We start from the raw sequence: 16758 nt of genomic DNA, 5'->3' as shown, positions 1-16758 counted from the left end.
CCTAATCGGGAACTCTATAAATCCGACTAAAATTACGATAGAACAATTCGTATGCTCCTTCGACCACCACCTTTTCCCCTTCTCTGAGGCCAGAGACGACCTCTACAAAACCATCCCCGGAAAGCCCGGTCTTGACCATTCGCTTTTCAAACCCCTTTTCGCTTTTGACGAAGACATAGGCCTTCCCCGATTCGTCATAAACGAGGGCCTCTTCGGGAACGGCCAGGGCTTTACGATGTTCCTCGATAATTATTTCACCACTCACCGCCTCACCCGGTCCCAGAAAACCGGCAATATCCTTTCCCTCGAGAAAGACCACCCTCCCTCCCGCCGGAGTCCGCTCGGGGGCTACTTTTGTCACCCTGGCGGAGATGGTCCGGCCTCCAAGCCTTATAATGGCCGGTTTGTCGCAGAGGCCGATTCCTTCCGGAGGAAAGACCATGGCCCTGATCCACAGGGTCTTGGGATCCAGAATTTCCGCCAGAACCGCTCCCTTTTTCACTCTCTGACCTACAGATACCCTACGCCTTGTAAAGACGCCCGAAATCGGGGCCCTGATCCGCACGCGGATTTTCAGGAAATGCAGTTCACTTCTACGAGCCCCAAGTTCGTTTTCGAGTTGTAAAAGATGCTCTTCGGCGTTAAGGAGCTCTCCGTAAGGGATGATCTTGGCCCTGACTCCTTCCCTCTTTAATCTCACGGCCTCCTCGGCTAGAGAGATTTCCTTTTCAAGAACGGCCACCTGTGACTTTAGGTTGGCAAGCCTCTTTTCCACCTCCGGGCCGCCCAGAACGAAAAGGATCATTCCGGCCCGCACCGGACTTTCGTCCGGAGCTCCTATCGAGATGATCCGGCCTTCCATAGGGGCCGTTATTCTTACCCTCTTTCGGGGAAGTACTCTACCCACAAAGGGAACCGTTCGGCGAAAATTTCTTCTTTCCGGGAAAGAAATCCTGATAAAGAGGGGAGGCTCTGCGGCCGCTTCTACAGCGCCTATTATCAGAAAGAATAGCAGGGCCCGAAAGATCGTTCTAAGGAGGTTATCGGGCATGGCTGATCACCTCCATAGGAAGATAGACCCCGGAGGCGATCTCCAGGGCTACCCCCAGGTCACTCTCCGTCTGCCTGAGATCAAGAAGGATAAGGCGTTCGGTTAAAATTCTGTATCTCAGCCGATAATAGCCGAGGAGATCTGCATTACCCTGAGCAAGAGCTTTTTTGTAGGTACTCAGCAGTCTTTCGAGAGCCGTGATGCTCTGCCGGGAAGCGGCAATCTTTCTGCGCACAAAGGAGAGCCTTTCAAGTATTTCGAACACATCGGACCGGGCGGAAAGGAATCTCGCCCGGTATTCATCGTAGATTTTCTGGCGGGTGGCCTTTTCAAGAGCGATGCGGGCCCGGCCTCGATGAAAAAAGGGAAGTTCTATGGAAACACCGAATCCGGTGGTCAATACATTGTCCGTATCCCTGGCCCGGATAAGGCCTACAGTTATCCGGGGAAATTGGGAAAGCACTGCCGCCCGAAGACTTTCCTCCTGGGCCTGATAGCTCATCTTCAGGGCCAGCAGATCGAGCCTCCTTTCTGCAAGTCCGGAAAGAAGCTTCTCTCTTTTAATGGGTGGGGGCCAGGAGAGGAGCCGGACATCCTTTTGAATCTTCAGGTAAGTGTTCGGAGGAAAACCGAAAATACGATTTAGCGCCAGCCTTTCCCGGACCTCTTTCTCTCTCATGTTTTCAAGATCAAGCTTTACCTTCTGGTAGGTGGCCCTGGCAGCGGCGAGATCCACGGCTGTCTTTTCCCCCAAGGAGACGGCTCGTTCGATAAGATCCAGTTCTTTCTGCAATTCTTTCTCGGTTTTCTGCAGGAGAATTATCTTCCTTTCCGTCCAGAGAAGACGCAGGGTGTGGAGCTTGGCGGCCTCGGCTACCTGCCATTCCTTCCAGGCCAGGGCAAGATCCACCGCCTTTTCCTTCGCACGGGCCGAAGAAACCCGGGCACTTCTGGAAAGGAGGGCGGTTATCTCCCAGTCAAGGTGAAGAGTGTAAGCGTTTACCGTTCCGGTGGTCTCCCCTCCGGTGGGAACCTCGTACTCCAGCCCGAGCCGGGGATTGGGAAGAAGTCCGGCCTTGAGCACCTGGGCGGAGGCTATTCCTTTCTCATCCCTTATCACCCGGAGTTCGGGATTGGTTACCACGGCAAGCAGGGCCGCCTCGTCCGGAGAGAGTCCGTCTCTCAGATCGAAGGGAAGCGAAGGAAGTAGCGGATGGTGAAGGGCAGAAATTTTCAACTTAAGCGTTTCCGAATCCAGCGGAAGCAGGTCTTCCCCCAGCGATTTTTGCTCCAAGGGATGGGGATTATATTTCGTACAGGCGCTTATCACCGCAAGAAGAAAAACCATATACCAGATCGGTCGTGAAAGTTTCATTTCTCTCCACCGGGCAGACGGATCTCAAATGCGGTTCCGTGTCCGGGTTTGCTTATTGCTTTCACTTCTCCTCCGTGGGCTTCGATATAGGCCTTAACCAGGGCCAGGCCCAGACCCCGTCCTCTGGCCCCTCGTTTTCCGGTGTAGAATCTCTCAAAGATCCGGGACCGTTCCTCCGGGCTGAGACCGGGCCCGGTATCCTCAACCGTAATCTTGATCCACTCTTCTTCCTTTTCCGTTTTAAGGATCACCCGCCCGCCGGGGGGTGTGTACTTGAAGGCGTTGTCCACCAGGTTAAAGAGGGCCCGCAGCAGACGGGCCCGATCCCCGGCAAGGTATAACTCCCGTGGAGGATAATGAATCTCGAAGCGCAACCCCTTTTCACCGGCCAGGAGTTCAAAGATTTGTCGAATTTCCTCCAGAAGCTCCGCCACCGGGAAGCGTTCCCGATTGAGCTTGAGAAGACCGGTCTCGGCCTCGGAGATGTCGAGGAGGGTATTCAACAGATGCAGGAATCTATCGCTTTCGTAAAGAATACTCACGATAAGCTCCTCCCTTTCCGGACCGGTCCTCTCCAGGGCCCTTTCGGCCAGGAGACGCAGATGAGCCAGAAGGTTCTTGAAATCGTGGGCCAGGTTGTCGAAAATCTGGCGCAATTCTCGAAGGTAAATCTCCAGGGTCTCGAGCATGCGGTTAAGGGTCTGGGCCAGGCGATCGGCCTCGTCTTTCCGTCCGGAAAGAGGAATCCTTCGGGAAAAATCCCGGTTTTCCATGATCTCCCGGGTCACCTTTTCCATTTCGGTGATCTGACGGAGGGAACGACGGGAAAGCCAGAATCCCAGAGGAATACTAAGAAATAACGCCAGACCTCCGGCCCAGAGGAAGGCACGGTGGACTTCCCGGAGAAGATGACGATTGAAACGAAGAGGCACGGCCATTTCGGCCCGATAGGGCCCCACCCTAAAAAGGACCCCTCTTACCCGGAGGCCATCGGGCAACCTGAAGAGGAAAAAACGCGGTTCCGAGGGGTATCCCTCCGGCCAGGGCAGCCGCGAGAATCTGGAGGACCCCTCCTGAAGGATCAGGCGGCCTGCGGGATCCATCAGACGGAAAAAATAATTTTCCGGCCCCTCCTCCCTGATCTCGGCAGCCACCAGGGTCCTCAATCCCGCCACACCCTTTCGCTGATAAATGGTGAAGATCTCGGAGAGGTCTTCCCGAAGATCCAGATCCTGATACTGAAGCAATCGTTCCCGGAGTAGAACATGGACCACACCAAAAAGGAAAATAGTGCTCACAAAGAAGAGAATGGTATAGAGGACCGTCATTCTAAAGGACAGAGATTTTAAAGGGAGTTCAGGTCTCATCGGTGAGAATATAGCCCACCTGGCGGATGGTGCGAATAAGAGGGCGTCGTCCCTGTTTCAGTCCCAATTTGTCCCGGAGCCGACAGATATATACCTCTACGATGTTAGACTCCGGAGAAAATTGGTATCCCCATATGCGTTCCAGGATCTGAATCTTGGTAAGCACCCTTCCTCGATTTCGGAGGAGATACTCCAGAAGAGCAAACTCTTTGGGAGAAAGTTCCACCGCACGCCCATCCACCCTTACCTCCCGGCGTTTGAGATCCATCTCCAGCGAACCGGCTCGAAGGATCTCCTCCGGCTCGGGGCCTGGAGCGGTTCGTCGCAGGAGGGCTTTCACCCGGGCCAACAATTCGGCAAAGGAAAAGGGCTTGGTGAGATAATCGTCACTTCCGAGCTCAAGGCCCCGAACCCGATCCTCCACGGTGCTACGGGCGCTTAAAATGAGAACTGGAAGACGGGGATAACGCCGTCGAATTCTCCGTAGGAGATCAAATCCGTCTATATCCGGAAGCATAAGGTCCAGAATTACCAGATCCACCTCGGTCTCCCCTAGAAGGAATTCCGCGGACAGGGCATCCGGGGCCTCCTCCACGGAAAAACCCGCCTCCCTGAGTCCCCGGGAAAGAAAGGCCCGCAGGTTCGCGTCGTCCTCGATCACCAGGATCTTTCGCATTCGAACTTCAATACTAGGATCGTTTCCTTAACGGTTCATGAATAGCACCTGAAGGTATTTTAATTTGACCTTAATTCCTCTTCAAAAGCACCGGATTAATTTCGTAAGACATGAAACCTTCTCTGAAGTTGCTCTTTGTGCTGGCTCTCTTCATGGGTCTCTGGTTTCAGGGAACGCGGCCCCTTATGGGACGGGACGAACATCGGTATCCACAGATTGCCCACGAAATGTTGATCCGTAGGGAATTCATAGTTCCCTACTGGCAGGGGCATCCTCACCTGACCAAACCTCCACTCTTTTACTGGTTCCTGGCGGCCGGAGAAGCCCTATTCGGAAATCATCCTTGGGGGATCAGAGTCCCCAATGCCGTGTCCTACGCCGTGACCTCCTGGGCAGTAGGCGCCTGCGGAAAAATCCTTTTTGGTGAAGCCGGAGAAATAGCCGGTCTCCTCTATGCCTGCACCCTCACTCCCTTCGTGGCCGCCAATATCGTGACTCCGGATACCCTGCTGATAATGTGGGAGGTTCTGGCCGCATGGGCCTTCTTCAGGAGATCCATCCTGGTCTGGATTTTCTGGGCCCTGGCCTTCATGACCAAGGGCACCGCGGTCCTTCCGGTGATGACCCCCTTTGTCTACTACGGATGGATCTCCAGACGGAACTGGCGGGGATTACTTTTCGGCATAATCCTTTTTTCGACGGTAGCCTTCCCCTGGTATCTTTACATTCAATTTAAGTTCCCCTGGTTCTGGAAACTTTTCCTCCGGGAACAGGTCACGGGAAGACTCTTCTTTAACTACTACCACCGCAACAGCGCCTGGTACGCCCCCCTTTACTTGTATCTCCCTCTCCTTACCCTGGGAGCCCTTCCGGGATTCTATTTCCTGGTGAAGGATCGGGATGTCCTGCCGGAGATGTGGAAACATTCCCGGAGGTTTCGGCTGGTGGCCGGCTGGTATCTTCTTCCGCTTGCGGTCTTCTGGCTGGCCAGGTCCCGGCTTCCCCTTTACATTTTGCCCCTGTTCGCTCCCTTTGTTCTAGTGGTAACGGCTTTGAGGATGAGAAAAAGACCTTTTCCGGGAAAACCCTTCTGGGTAAGCTGGATACTCGGGCTGCTCCTTCTCAAAGCCGGACTTTCCTGGTGGCTCAAAATTCATGGTATATTTCCGCAGTAATGAAACGGGAAGGAAAGATCCTTATCCTTTTTGGAGCGGGGGTGCTGGTTTTTCTCTTTTTGAACCTGGGAGACCGGCCTCTCTGGGGGGTGGAAGGACGCTGGGCCGAGGGTGTACGGGAGATGATGCTCCGGGGGGACTGGTGGGTGCCCACCATAAACGGCGTACCCCACATCACCAAACCCCTCATCCCTTACTGGTTGATCCGCTTTTCGGCCTCCCTTTTCGGAGGGCTCAACGAGTTCACCGTGCGCCTGCCCGTGGTCCTGTGCGCTTTGGCCACCCTTCTCGCCTTTTACGCCCTGGCCGGAGTCTTTCTGGAACGATACTGGGCTCTGGTAGCCACCGGGATGCTGGCCACCTCGTGGGGTTTTGTGGCCTATGCCCGGGTGGCCCAGAGCGAGATCTACCAGCTGGCCGGGATCACCGCCGCCCTGGCCTTTTACTTTCGTTATCGGGAACGGACCTCCCTCGTCGGATACCTGGGCTTCTGGTTTTCAGCGGTCTTTGCCGCCCTCTCCAAAGGACTTCCGGGGCTCGCGGTGCCGGTGCTCACGGCCGCGGTGGACCTGGCCCGCCACCGGAATCCACGCCACCTGAACGCTAAAAACCTGCTGGCGGCAGGGACGGCCCTGGCGGTGTATCTGGGCCACTACTACGCCCTTTCCCGGGCCGTGGGAAGCGAGCTCCCCTTCCACCTCTTCGTGCGCGAAAACCTGCTCCAGGCGGTCTCCCCCTACGACAACCGCGAACCCTTCTATGTGTACTTTCTTTATGTGCCGGAATTGCTTCTCCCCTGGACGCCTTTCTTTCTGATGGCACTCGCGTGGGGTATGGGTCAGTGGCGAAATCTTTCCGAAAGGGAACGACTGGTCCTTCTCTCCATAGCGGCGGTCTTCCTTCTCTTTACCCTGGCCCGCGCCCGACGTTCTTACTACATCCTTCCCATTCTTCCCTTCTGCGTGCTGCTCACCTCCACTTATCTCTCCCGGGTCATCCGGACCCCGGGAAGGTACAGTCTGGGGCTCTTCTACCTGTACGGGGCGCTGACCTTTTTCGCAGGAGTCGCCCTGTGCCTGGCCCCGTTCATCTGGGGATGGTTGTCTCTCCCCCCTTTATCCCTTCGCCTCAAACTGGCCGTAACTCTTGCGGGAATGATAACCACGGTCTCCCTCGTCCTCTGCGTGTTGCGTTCCACCCCTCCCTGGGGGCTGATTTTTTCCTATCTGGCCATGGCGGTGGTGGGGCTCTCCGTGCTGACTCCGACCCTCACCCCTCCCTCCGAAAAGGCGTTCGGGCGAGAACTGGCTCGTCTCGCCCGTGCCCGCGGTGAGACTCCCTGTGCCCTGGGAAAGGTTTCGGCCAATCTGTTTTTCTATCTTGAGTGGCCGGGGCCGATTCCCGTCTTTCAAACCCCTGAGGACTGGCCCTCCCGGTGTCGGATGGTATTTTTCCGGGAATCACTTTACAGAAAAGAGACTCTCCTCGGAACCGCACTTCGGGAAAAGGGCTTCAGGGTGTACGGTCTTGCGGATCCCCTCCTTTCCCGGGACACGAACAAGAATTATCTCCTTGCCGTTCCGGGGAAGTGGCGGTTAAAATGGCCCTTCAGGTTGTATCCATGAAAGAGGTAAGACTGGCCCTTATAGGCTGCGGCAAGGCCGCCAGCAGGCACCGGCGTCTATTCCGGGAGATGCCGGGGGTGAGGGTGGTGGCGGTCTCGGACCTCAATCCGGACAAGGCCCGGGACTTTGCGGAGGATCTCCGCTCGGCCTGGTATACGGACTGGCGGGAGATGCTCGAGCGTCATCCCGAAATTGAGGTGGTGGACATAGCGGTTCCCTCGGGGCTTCACGCCCGGGTGGCCCTTCCGGTGATGCGGGAGTACCGCAAGCATGTGCTTCTTGAAAAACCCATCGCCCTTCTTCTCGACGAGGCCCGGGAAATGGTGGACACCGCCGAGGCCCTGGGGTTGAAACTGGTTACGGTCTACCAGAATCGCTTCAATCTTCCGGTAAAGCTGGTGCGTGAGGCTTTGCTTTCCGGGCTATTCGGAAAACCGGTTCTCTTTTCGGCCCGATTTTACTGGTGTCGCCGGCAGGACTATTACGACAGCGCGGCCTGGAGGGGGACCTGGGCCCTTGACGGCGGGGCTCTCGCCCAGCAGGGAGCCCATCATGTGGACATGCTGCGCTGGCTCGGCGGGGAGGTGGAAAGCGTTTACGCCGAAATGGCCACCCGTCTCAATCGCCTGGAGGCCGAGGATCTTCTGGTGGGGACCATACGGTTTAAGAATGGGGCCCTGGGGACCATCGAGGCCACCACCTGTGCCCGTCCCCGGGATCTGGGAGCGGAACTGGTCCTTCTGGGGGAAAAGGGCTCGGCCCGGCTCGGGGGATTTGCCATGAACGAGCTCACGCATCTCGCCTTCGAGAACGGAGGCCCTCCCGGCGAGGAGGTGGAGGCCCATCGCCGCAATCCCGAGGATCCCCTGGGCTTCGCCCACCGGGAATGTCTCCGGGCGGCCCTGCGCTATTTTTCGGGAGAACCCCCGGATCCTCGTCTCTGTCTGGGACGGGAGGCCCTGGCTTCCCTGGAATTGATCCAGGCCCTTTACGAGTCCGCCGAACGGGGGGAGCCGGTGCGTTTCCCCTTCACCCCTGAAAAATCCCGTCTGGGAAAAGGAGTTTGAGGAGATGTCCGTACCTTTGCTGGACTTGAGGCGGGACTGGCCGGAGATTCGGGAGGAGGTTGAGGCCGGCTGGCGGAAGGTCACGGAGAGCATGCGGCTCCTAAACGGGGAGAATCTTCGGGCCTTCGAGGAGGAGGTGGCGAGGTTTTTCGGGGCCCGCTTTGCCTTCGGAGTGGGTTCCGGCACGGCGGCCCTGTGGCTAGCGCTCATCGCCTGCGGAATTGGCCCCGGAGATGAGGTCCTTATCCAGGCCAACGGTTTCGTGGCCGATGTGGAGGCCGTGGTCTGGGCCGGGGCCCGTCCGGTGCTGGTGGAGGCCGAGGAGGAGTTTTTCGGGCCGGATCCGGCGGCGGTGGAGCGAGCCATAGGTCCCCGAACCAAGGCCCTCATCGTGGTTCACATGTACGGCCACCCGGCCCACATCGGGGAACTTTCGGAGATCTGTCGTCGTCACGGTCTCGTCCTCATCGAGGACGCCTCTCATGCCCACGGGGCGGAATACCGCGGTCGCAAGGTGGGCACCTTCGGGAAGGTGGGATGTTTCAGCTGCGGGCCGGTAAAGAACCTGAACGCCCTGGGGGATGCCGGATTCGTGCTAACGGACGACGAGGAGGTGGCCCATCGTCTGCGTTACCTTCGGGTGCACGGTCAGGTCCGCAAGAACGAACACGAATTTTACGGGTTTAACAGTCGTCTCGACGAGCTTCAGGCGGTGGTCCTGCGGGCAAGACTCCGGCGCCTTTCGGAGAAAAACGCCCGCCGGCGAGAGATCGCGGAGATCTACCGGCGGGAGCTTTCGGGGCTTCCGGATCTGCGTCTCCCGCCGGGGGACGGGGCGGATCGGGTGAGCGTATACCACCGCTTCGTAATCTTCACTCCCCGTCGGAATGAACTCCAGGCCTACCTGAAGGAACGGGGAATCGGCACCGGGATTTATTATCCGGTACCGCTTCACCTTCAGCCGGCCTGGCGTGCGGCCGGATTCCCCGAACTTCCCCGGGGGACCTTTCCGGTGGCCGAAAGGCTCTGCGGGGAGGGGCTTGCCCTTCCCATGTTCCCGGAGATGACCGAGGCCGAGATCCGGGAGGTAATCGCAGCCGTAAGGGAGTTTTTCGGAGTATAATTGAAAATATGGGCGTAATAGTAAAGAGGGTACGACTCGAGGGTTCGAAGGGTGAGGCCGAGGTGGAGGTCCTGTTTGACTCCGGAGCCAGCATGTCCTTCATAAGACGGGGGCTTGCGGAACGCCTTGGCCTGGTGGAGGTCCTTCCCAGACCTTATCGGTTTGAAACCGCGGAGGCGGGAAGAATAATCGAAGCCCGGGAGGCCGTCCGGCTGGATTTTTACCTCAACGGGGATCGTCTGTCCGACGAATTCCTGGTTCTTCCCGACGAGGTGGCCACTGAGGAGGTGGTCATCGGGGCTTCCACCCTTCAGAAGTGGCGTCTGGTGCTGGATTTCGAAAAGGAGGATGTTTACAGCGTCCGCAAGGTGAAAAAACACATGCTCAAATGATCTCCGTGGTGATTCCCGTTCACAACGAGGAAAAGAACATAGAGCCCCTTTATCGGGAGATAGTGGCGGCGCTTGAGCCCCTGGGGGAGGAGTTCGAGATCATCTTCGTGAACGACGGAAGCACCGACGGGACGGGGGAGGTCCTGCGGAGGCTAAAAATGGGGGATCCCCGGGTGCGGATCCTTGAGATGGATCGCAACCGGGGCGAGGCCGCGGCCCTTACGGCGGGTTTTTTTCATGCCCGGGGTGAAATCGTGGCCAGCATGGACGGCGACGGCCAGAACGATCCGGCCTATCTTCCGGAGATGATCCGCAGGCTCCGTGAAGGGGGCTACGCCGTGGTCTCCGGCTGGCGCATGAAGCGAAAGGAACCCCTTTTTACCCGGCGTATTCCCTCCTGGATTGCCAACCGGATCATCGGGCTCATCACCGGGGTGCGGGTGCACGACAACGGGTGCAGCCTCAAGGTTTACCGGGCGGAGGTGGTGAAGAGGGTGCAGATTCCCCACGGTTTTCACCGGTTCATCCCGGCGGTCTTCGGGGTGAAGAACCACGAGGTGGCCGAGGTGCGGATCGTGGACCGCCCCCGCCGTTTCGGGCGCAGTCATTACGGCCTGAAACGCACCTTCGAGGTCCTGCGCGAACTCCTCACCATCCGGTTTGTGTTGGGGAATCGCCCGGCCAAGGAGAGACGGTTATTTCTGAGTTTTCTGATTCTAGCCGTTCTTTCCCCGGCGACATACCTGGTCTTTCCGAACTTCCGACCGTGGTTTTCGTTGGCCTTTTTGGTCTTGGCGGCCCTGGCCTTTCTTATTTACCGTAACCTACACCGCTTTAACCAGGCCCAGGAAAGAGGCGTTTTTGTAGTCCAGGAAGTAATACATGCTGCTCAGGTTTGAGTTTAGGAAATTTTTTGCCCTATTTTTCTTCGTTTTAGGATACTCTTCTTTATGGATTTCTCTTTTTTTTAAACATACCAGAGGCCTTCTTTATGGTGGACATATAGCCTTACTTCTTTCTTTTTTATTATTCTATTCCGAGATTAAATCTATACTTTATTCTGATAAAAAATTAGTGTTTTTGCAAACAATTTTTCTGTTAGCCCTACTTATTGCCGTAGCATACAGCCCATATCCAGAAGCCTCTCTAGATGCGTTTTTATTGAATTATTTTTTTCACATATCTCTCTTTTTCTTAATTTATGGATTAATTAGTCGTTTTTCTTCTTTTATAATTCTAGATGCAATTTGGATAATTCCACTAATCATCAATCTGTTTGTATGTCTATTTTGTTTAGTAAAATCCTTAAAAATATGCTCTTTAAAGTGGAAGTGTTTGTTTACAATAGGCATAAATTTTATTGGCCCCAATTTACTAAAAGGCCTTGTTTCTACATCTACTGTATTTGTTTTGTGTTTTTTCTATTTTGTAAGCCTCGGAATTAACTTTAAAGGTTTTAAGAGGTACTTATCTTTGATAGTATCTTTTATGGATTTTGCTTTTATTTTATGGTTTGGACGAAGAGCAGCTATATTAGGAATAATTCTGGGCTCCTTTTTAGTAGCTTTATATCACCCTTCTCGTAAATTCTCGAATTACATTCTATATTTAACCATTTTAATAACGACTTTAATAGTTGTTATCTCATTTTCTTATTATGGACGAAGTATTTTTATTCGTAGCGATAAAATTTTTCTCTTGCTTAGCTCACGATATGAAAACTGGCCTCAAGCAGGTTCGTTAGGACAAAGATTTTACATTTGGCCTTTATACTTTAAAGAAGCCCTAAGCCATCCATTTCGAGGAACAGGATTAGCCCGCAGGGTTCAAAAAAGAGTTCTACGAGAATTGAATCGCAAAGCTCTAAATTTAGAACATGCCCACAATCTTTTCTTAAATTTGTGGCTTCAGGCAGGGATACAGGCTGTAATACCATTAGTTATTTTTTATTTCTGGACTCTCCGTAAAGCTCTAAAATTGGTACAAATTAAACATCACTTGGGTACAGCGCTTTTTGCCTTCTTGATTGCTTTTTTAGTAATGAGCTGCTTTGAAGGATTAGAAGAACTCACCCGCTTTACCCCTTTCTGGATCGGGAGCGGGTTGGTGTGGGGATATGCCGCGCGGGCGAGTAGCACTTCTTCTGGATAGCCCGGCCAAGGGTAATCGAAGACATCACCTCCAGCTCCAGGCCCTCAAAGAGGCCGGTTTCGAGCCTCGGGTAATTTTTCTCTCTGGCGATCCTTCGGGCTGTTACCTAGAGCTTAAAGGACACGCTAATTTTTTTCGTTCTTTAAAATTCTCTAGAGATAGGGTTTTCCGAAGTTTTTCCACGAAGGCCTTTTATCGGCTCATGCGGATGATACAAGAGGAGGATATTCGGGTGATTCTTACCCAGAGGATTCGACTTCTGCGTTATCTGATCCCCCTTAAGATTTACCGACCCCGACTTCGTATCATTTTTTATCTAGTTATTGGAAATGTCTTTCGCTCTCCGGGAAGGCGTCTTTTTTTCCGCCTGGCACAACCTTTCGTAGATCTGATACTGGTAAACAGCCGCCACCTAAAAGAAGAAGTCCTTTCTCTCGGATTTGTTTCCCCTGAAAAGGTGGACATTCTCTATTCCGGGTTAGAGGTTTCCGAATTTGATCTTTCGGTCTCCAAGAAAGAGGCTCGCAGGCGATTTGGATTCCCAGAGAGGGAGTTTTTGTTCGGTATGGTGGCCCGGTTCCGGAAGGAAAAAGATCATGCCGGGCTCTTGAGAGCCTTTCGCCTCTTTCTCGATCAAGGAGGAAAGGCCTCATTAATTCTCGCCGGAGATGGTCCCCTTGAGGCGGAGATTCGAGAGCTTGCCCACAATCTGCATCTTGTGGAAAGAGTACGGTTTTTAGGACGAGTACCCATGAAGGAAGTCCCTTACCTTCTCCGCACGCTGGATGTGTTCGTTTATCCCACCTTTCGGGAGGGGATGCCAATGGCGGTAATGGAGGCCATGGCCGCGGGGCTTCCGATCATAGCCACCGAGGCTGAAGGTCTTCCAGATCTCTTTGATACCCCCCTTGAATTCGGCCGGCTTCTTCCACCCGGCGACCCCGAGAGACTGGCTCAGGCTATGTTCGAGGTCTTTTCCCTGACCGAAGAAGACAAAGCTAAGCTGGGGGCGGCAGCTCGCCAACGACTGGAAGAAGCCTTTTCCGCAGAAGTTCTGAAACAACGCACGGTGGAAATTGTCCGAAACCTCCTCAGCGCTTGATGTAACGGTTGTAATTGTACCAGGCCGAAAGGAGATAAAGCCTTACCCATAACTTGCGGGCCATTCGGTTCCCCTGGCGGGCTAGAATGGAGAGCCGGTCTAAAACTTTTTTTACTCCTTTAGGATTCCAAAGAGAACATTTCAAAATTTCTTCCTCGGCTTCGGGAGACATTTTCTGAAGAAATAGGTAGGCATTAAATCCATAGGAATACTTTCCCAGAGCATCGCTGTCAATTCCGAGATATTTTTTCAAAATTTGCCGAAGAAATAATTTGTTTTTGAAATTTTTACGATCATATAGATACTTTTCTGGAAAGCTGGCTACATAAGCGGCTACTTCGGCATCGGTCCAGGGCATAATGAGATGAGCTTTATAAACCGCGGCAAAATTGCGGACCTTGCGCATGACGAGATCGAACTCAAAATTGGGGCCCCATACATCGGCTTTGAGATCGAAGTAGTCCCAGCCCCTGCGCTTCCGATCCTCCGCTTGCCAGAACGGGAAAACCGGTTCGGCTAGGGGATAAATCCGCCGTGCATCCCGGTAAGAAAAGCCCAGAGCTCCTACCATTTCCGTCCTGGTTCGGGCCAGCTTTTGAAAGGCATTTCCGGTAGGGAGTTTTTCGGCGAACAAACGCAGAAAAAGAAAATGTGGATAAATTTTTTGACGCTGATATTCTATTTTTCTGGGAACATGGCCCATATAAATATCATTCCCACTTCCATCAATAATATTTGTTCCTCGAAAATCGAGCTGGGTGGCATAGAGGGGATAGGCTAGGGAAACACCGTCCACACATGGGAGAGGAATATTTTCGAAATAGAAAATTATTTCGTCCTTATGTCGTTTAGAAATCTTCTCTGGTACAGGGAGTTTGCGATGAGGAAAACCGAGTTTCCGGGCAATTTTAGCTGCTATTTCACTTTCGTCTTTACGGTCTCCCGTAGAAAGCGTAAGGCAGGTAACTTCTTTGAATCCGGCTTCAGCTAAAGCCAGAGCGATAGTATTGCTATCTTTTCCCAAACTCTGGAAGAGATAAACCGGAGCTCCCGGTTGAAGCCTCGTTAGAACCGCCTGCGCCAGAAGCTCAAGTAATCGTTTCTCGTCCGGAATAACTTCCGGATTTCTGCGGGAAGCGGGATAGAGAAATTCGTGCCCGAAGAAGATCTCAAGACCTTTCTTTCCGGCTTTTACTTCCGCAAAGTCCCCAATATTAAGTACGAACAAGTTTTTAAAAATGGTCCGGGGAGTGGGAATTACCCCGCTCTGAAGGAGAAACGAGATACCCTCCGGGGAGATCTCAAGGGGTGTATCTACTTCCGGATGCCGGAAAAGAGTAAGTATATTATCCGAAACGATAATAAAACGCCGTTCTTTATCCAGGTAGAGATAAAGAGGTCTTTCTCCGGCAGGAGGTCCTTCGAATTTTAACGGCGTTTGTTCCGGTGTTATCTTTCGAACCACGATTGAAGCCACTCTTCCGGTATATTTTTTCGTTTTAGAGTTTTTATTAATACTCTAAAATTTTTGCGCCGAAACCTATCGGGAACGCACCCCGGAAAAAATTTTACCGCATCGAGATCAAAAAGAAGGGGATCTTTACCCGGGCGTAAAAGAAAGTTGTTGGCCTTGGTATCCCGGATGTAAATTCCTCTCGCGTGAAGTCTTTCTAAAAGCATGATAAGATCGGAAAGAATGACATCTAAAAATTTTGGATCTCTGCGAGCCTTTTCCCACAAGAAAGGAAGTTTTTCAAAATCTTCTACATAAGAAAAAATTAGCCCTCCCCAGAACCCTTCGGAGAGGGGGCTCCGAAAAAGCCAGATCCCTTCCGGTACAAGTACCGGAAAGCCTTTTTCTCTAATCAAACGAGCATTGTAAACAGCCCTAAAAGGGGGGGCCATACCCACACGATAAAAAATAAAATTAAAAATTCCTTTAACTTTATACCACTTCAAAAACCACAGCGCGCCGTCATCGGTCTTGAGTTTTTCCGCCCTGGTAGATTTACCCTCTTTAATAAGCGATCTCTGAAAGTCTTTCCGTATTACCAGTAGCTGTTCCAGTATATTTATAATTCGATGGGATCTTCCCCATAATTCAACCACAGAATAAACCTTTCTAACAGAATATAAATTTATAAAATCATTCATTTTCTTTTCCACAAGACCAAAGGAGTATGGCGAGCCCTGAAATGCAAAAGAGGATTGAATCCCGAAAGGTTTATTCCTCCTCGGGTGAGAACCGTGTTACATTGTGAAAGTTCTTCTCGACCAACGAGCTTTAGGCGGATTCTGGACTTAAAAGCATAGCGAAGGTAATAAGTAATGTGAGGAGTGTTTACACCGTAATCACATAAAGTCTCATTCGCTTGAAGATGGGACAGAAGAATACGGGAGGCGCGCCGATAATGATCGCGATAGCGATCCTGATACGTAAAGTAGACCGCCGCAAAACTAAGCTTTGCCATTAACATATAAACAAAAAGTTTAACAAGCCAAGATCTAAATTCTTTGGCCGTAAAAAACAATATTCCCACAATAAAAAAAAGACTCAGGACAAATATTGCCTGAAAATTTTCATTAAGATGCAATTTCCTGCAGCTCAAATAGGCAAATATTGGTATGGTTAGTGTAGTTAATGCTATCAGAACATTAATCGGCAGGCGAATAAATCCGGGAGAGTGATTTTCCTGCCAAAACACACAGATGGGGATACTAACTAAAAAGGAAAATCCCCCGGCAGTGGGAAGAATATAACGCAATCGGCTTCCCGGGGAAAACCAGTAGAAAGGAAAAGAAAAAGCCACTAAAAAAAACGAAAATAAAGCTAAAAACTTAATACTCGAAGTAGAAACTTCTCTGACTTTTCTGTTCGACCACCCCGGCAAAAAAACAATCCAGGGAAGATATCCTTGAATGTACTCCAGAGGAAATTTGAGGAAATGCCCCCAAAACCCCGAGGAGTCAAGAGGATTTTTTTTGGCGAGGTATTCTCCAAACCAGGCCTGAAGAATGGTTTTGACCCCCACCCTTTGGGAGGCCGGCACTAACCATAAGGCAAAGATACTCGCGTATATGACGAGTCCTACAAAATGGGCCAAGGAAAAAAGCTCTCTAAAGCGCTTTTTGACCAAAAGATAGGGGATTACCGGGGTATAAAAAAACGCCACGGCCTGAAAGGTCTTGGTCAGGGTGGCAAGGGCGGTAAATCCCAGCCCCAGCACCCAGGCTACATAAGGGCGTTGTCGTACTTCGTGAAAGTAAAACCACGAAAAGACGGATACCGTGACTAGAAAAGTGTAGGTCATGTCTATTTCGGCCCGGCAGGCCTTGTCCAGGACCTCGGGCGTGGAAAGAAAGACCAGGCCGGGGAGGACCCAGAGGAGTCCCGGCGGACGGGCCACGGCCCGGAAGATCAGGGCCAGGAAGAAGGCCGTGAGGGTGGCCGCGGTCACGGAACTAAGCCGGGCCACGAACTCCGAGTGGCTCCCGAAGGTCTTGAAAAAGCCGATGAGCACCCAGTTGTAAAAGGGAGGTTTCAGGAGATAGGGCCGGCCCTCGATATAGGGGATGACATATTCGCCCCGCTCCATCATCTCGAGGGCGGCCACCACCCTGCGGGCGGCCTCCCCCTGAAACTCCCTTTCCCAG

At 52.6% G+C, this 16758-nt stretch carries 15 protein-coding genes; 8 read left to right on the top strand and 7 right to left on the bottom strand.

Translation table 11 applies throughout. The annotated features are described in order from the left end of the window. Position 1: 1 nt before the first annotated feature. Genes K3767_RS04480 through K3767_RS04465 form a run of 4 tightly spaced genes read right to left on the bottom strand, consistent with a single transcriptional unit; the run spans position 2 to position 4469 of the window. Positions 2-1051 (bottom strand): efflux RND transporter periplasmic adaptor subunit, encoded by a 1050-nt coding sequence (locus K3767_RS04480; RefSeq protein ID WP_221172345.1) that lies wholly within the window; start codon positions 1049-1051, stop codon positions 2-4. After that, positions 1041-2426 carry a TolC family protein gene (locus K3767_RS04475; RefSeq protein ID WP_221172344.1) on the bottom strand — a complete coding sequence of 462 codons (1386 nt, stop codon included), beginning with the start codon at positions 2424-2426 and terminating at the stop codon, positions 1041-1043. The genes K3767_RS04480 and K3767_RS04475 overlap by 11 nt, the downstream gene beginning before the upstream one ends. Continuing rightward, positions 2423-3754, bottom strand: coding sequence for a sensor histidine kinase KdpD (locus K3767_RS04470; RefSeq protein WP_221172343.1), 1332 nt, complete (start codon positions 3752-3754; stop codon positions 2423-2425). The genes K3767_RS04475 and K3767_RS04470 overlap by 4 nt, the downstream gene beginning before the upstream one ends. A gap of 28 nt (positions 3755-3782) precedes the next feature. Beyond that, positions 3783-4469 (bottom strand): response regulator transcription factor, encoded by a 687-nt coding sequence (locus tag K3767_RS04465; RefSeq protein WP_221172342.1) that lies wholly within the window; start codon positions 4467-4469, stop codon positions 3783-3785. Between the two features lie 110 nt (positions 4470-4579). On the opposite strand from K3767_RS04465, the gene K3767_RS04460 reads away from it, so the two are divergent. From K3767_RS04460 to K3767_RS04425, 8 genes are read left to right on the top strand one after another with little or no spacing between them, the layout of a single operon-like run. After that, on the top strand, positions 4580-5644 hold the full coding sequence (locus tag K3767_RS04460) for a glycosyltransferase family 39 protein (RefSeq protein WP_221172341.1): 1065 nt from the start codon (positions 4580-4582) through the stop codon (positions 5642-5644). Beyond that, on the top strand, positions 5644-7269 hold the full coding sequence (locus K3767_RS04455) for a glycosyltransferase family 39 protein (protein ID WP_221172340.1): 1626 nt from the start codon (positions 5644-5646) through the stop codon (positions 7267-7269). Before K3767_RS04460 ends, K3767_RS04455 begins: the two co-directional genes overlap by 1 nt. Continuing rightward, positions 7245-8336: a Gfo/Idh/MocA family protein gene (locus K3767_RS04450; RefSeq protein ID WP_221172339.1), complete on the top strand. Its 1092-nt coding sequence runs from the start codon at positions 7245-7247 to the stop codon at positions 8334-8336. Before K3767_RS04455 ends, K3767_RS04450 begins: the two co-directional genes overlap by 25 nt. Before the next feature lie 4 nt (positions 8337-8340). Next, positions 8341-9459 carry a DegT/DnrJ/EryC1/StrS aminotransferase family protein gene (locus tag K3767_RS04445; protein WP_221172338.1) on the top strand — a complete coding sequence of 373 codons (1119 nt, stop codon included), beginning with the start codon at positions 8341-8343 and terminating at the stop codon, positions 9457-9459. A gap of 8 nt (positions 9460-9467) precedes the next feature. Beyond that, entirely contained in the window at positions 9468-9851 is a 384-nt protein-coding gene (locus K3767_RS04440; RefSeq protein ID WP_221172337.1) for a retropepsin-like aspartic protease, read from the top strand. After that, positions 9848-10750, top strand: a complete 903-nt coding sequence (locus K3767_RS04435; RefSeq protein WP_221172336.1) for a glycosyltransferase family 2 protein — start codon at positions 9848-9850, stop codon at positions 10748-10750. Before K3767_RS04440 ends, K3767_RS04435 begins: the two co-directional genes overlap by 4 nt. Beyond that, positions 10734-12002 (top strand): O-antigen ligase, encoded by a 1269-nt coding sequence (locus tag K3767_RS04430; RefSeq protein WP_221172335.1) that lies wholly within the window; start codon positions 10734-10736, stop codon positions 12000-12002. Before K3767_RS04435 ends, K3767_RS04430 begins: the two co-directional genes overlap by 17 nt. Then, positions 11968-13104, top strand: a complete 1137-nt coding sequence (locus K3767_RS04425; RefSeq protein ID WP_221172334.1) for a glycosyltransferase family 4 protein — start codon at positions 11968-11970, stop codon at positions 13102-13104. The genes K3767_RS04430 and K3767_RS04425 overlap by 35 nt, the downstream gene beginning before the upstream one ends. Here the strand turns inward: K3767_RS04425 and K3767_RS04420 are convergent. From K3767_RS04420 to K3767_RS04410, 3 genes are read right to left on the bottom strand one after another with little or no spacing between them, the layout of a single operon-like run. Continuing rightward, a complete protein-coding gene (locus K3767_RS04420) occupies positions 13094-14581 on the bottom strand; it encodes an asparagine synthase C-terminal domain-containing protein (protein WP_221172333.1) in 1488 nt (495 codons plus the stop codon). The two genes, K3767_RS04425 and K3767_RS04420, sit on opposite strands and share 11 nt — an antisense overlap. Next, on the bottom strand, positions 14554-15258 hold the full coding sequence (locus tag K3767_RS04415; RefSeq protein ID WP_221172332.1) for a lipopolysaccharide kinase InaA family protein: 705 nt from the start codon (positions 15256-15258) through the stop codon (positions 14554-14556). The genes K3767_RS04420 and K3767_RS04415 overlap by 28 nt, the downstream gene beginning before the upstream one ends. Then, on the bottom strand, positions 15255-16718 hold the full coding sequence (locus K3767_RS04410; protein ID WP_221172331.1) for a glycosyltransferase family 39 protein: 1464 nt from the start codon (positions 16716-16718) through the stop codon (positions 15255-15257). Before K3767_RS04410 ends, K3767_RS04415 begins: the two co-directional genes overlap by 4 nt. Positions 16719-16758 lie beyond the last annotated feature (40 nt).

This window comes from Thermosulfurimonas sp. F29 (assembly GCF_019688735.1).
GTDB lineage: Bacteria > Desulfobacterota > Thermodesulfobacteria > Thermodesulfobacteriales > Thermodesulfobacteriaceae > Thermosulfurimonas_A.
This window is presented reverse-complemented; position numbering and strand designations above follow the sequence as displayed.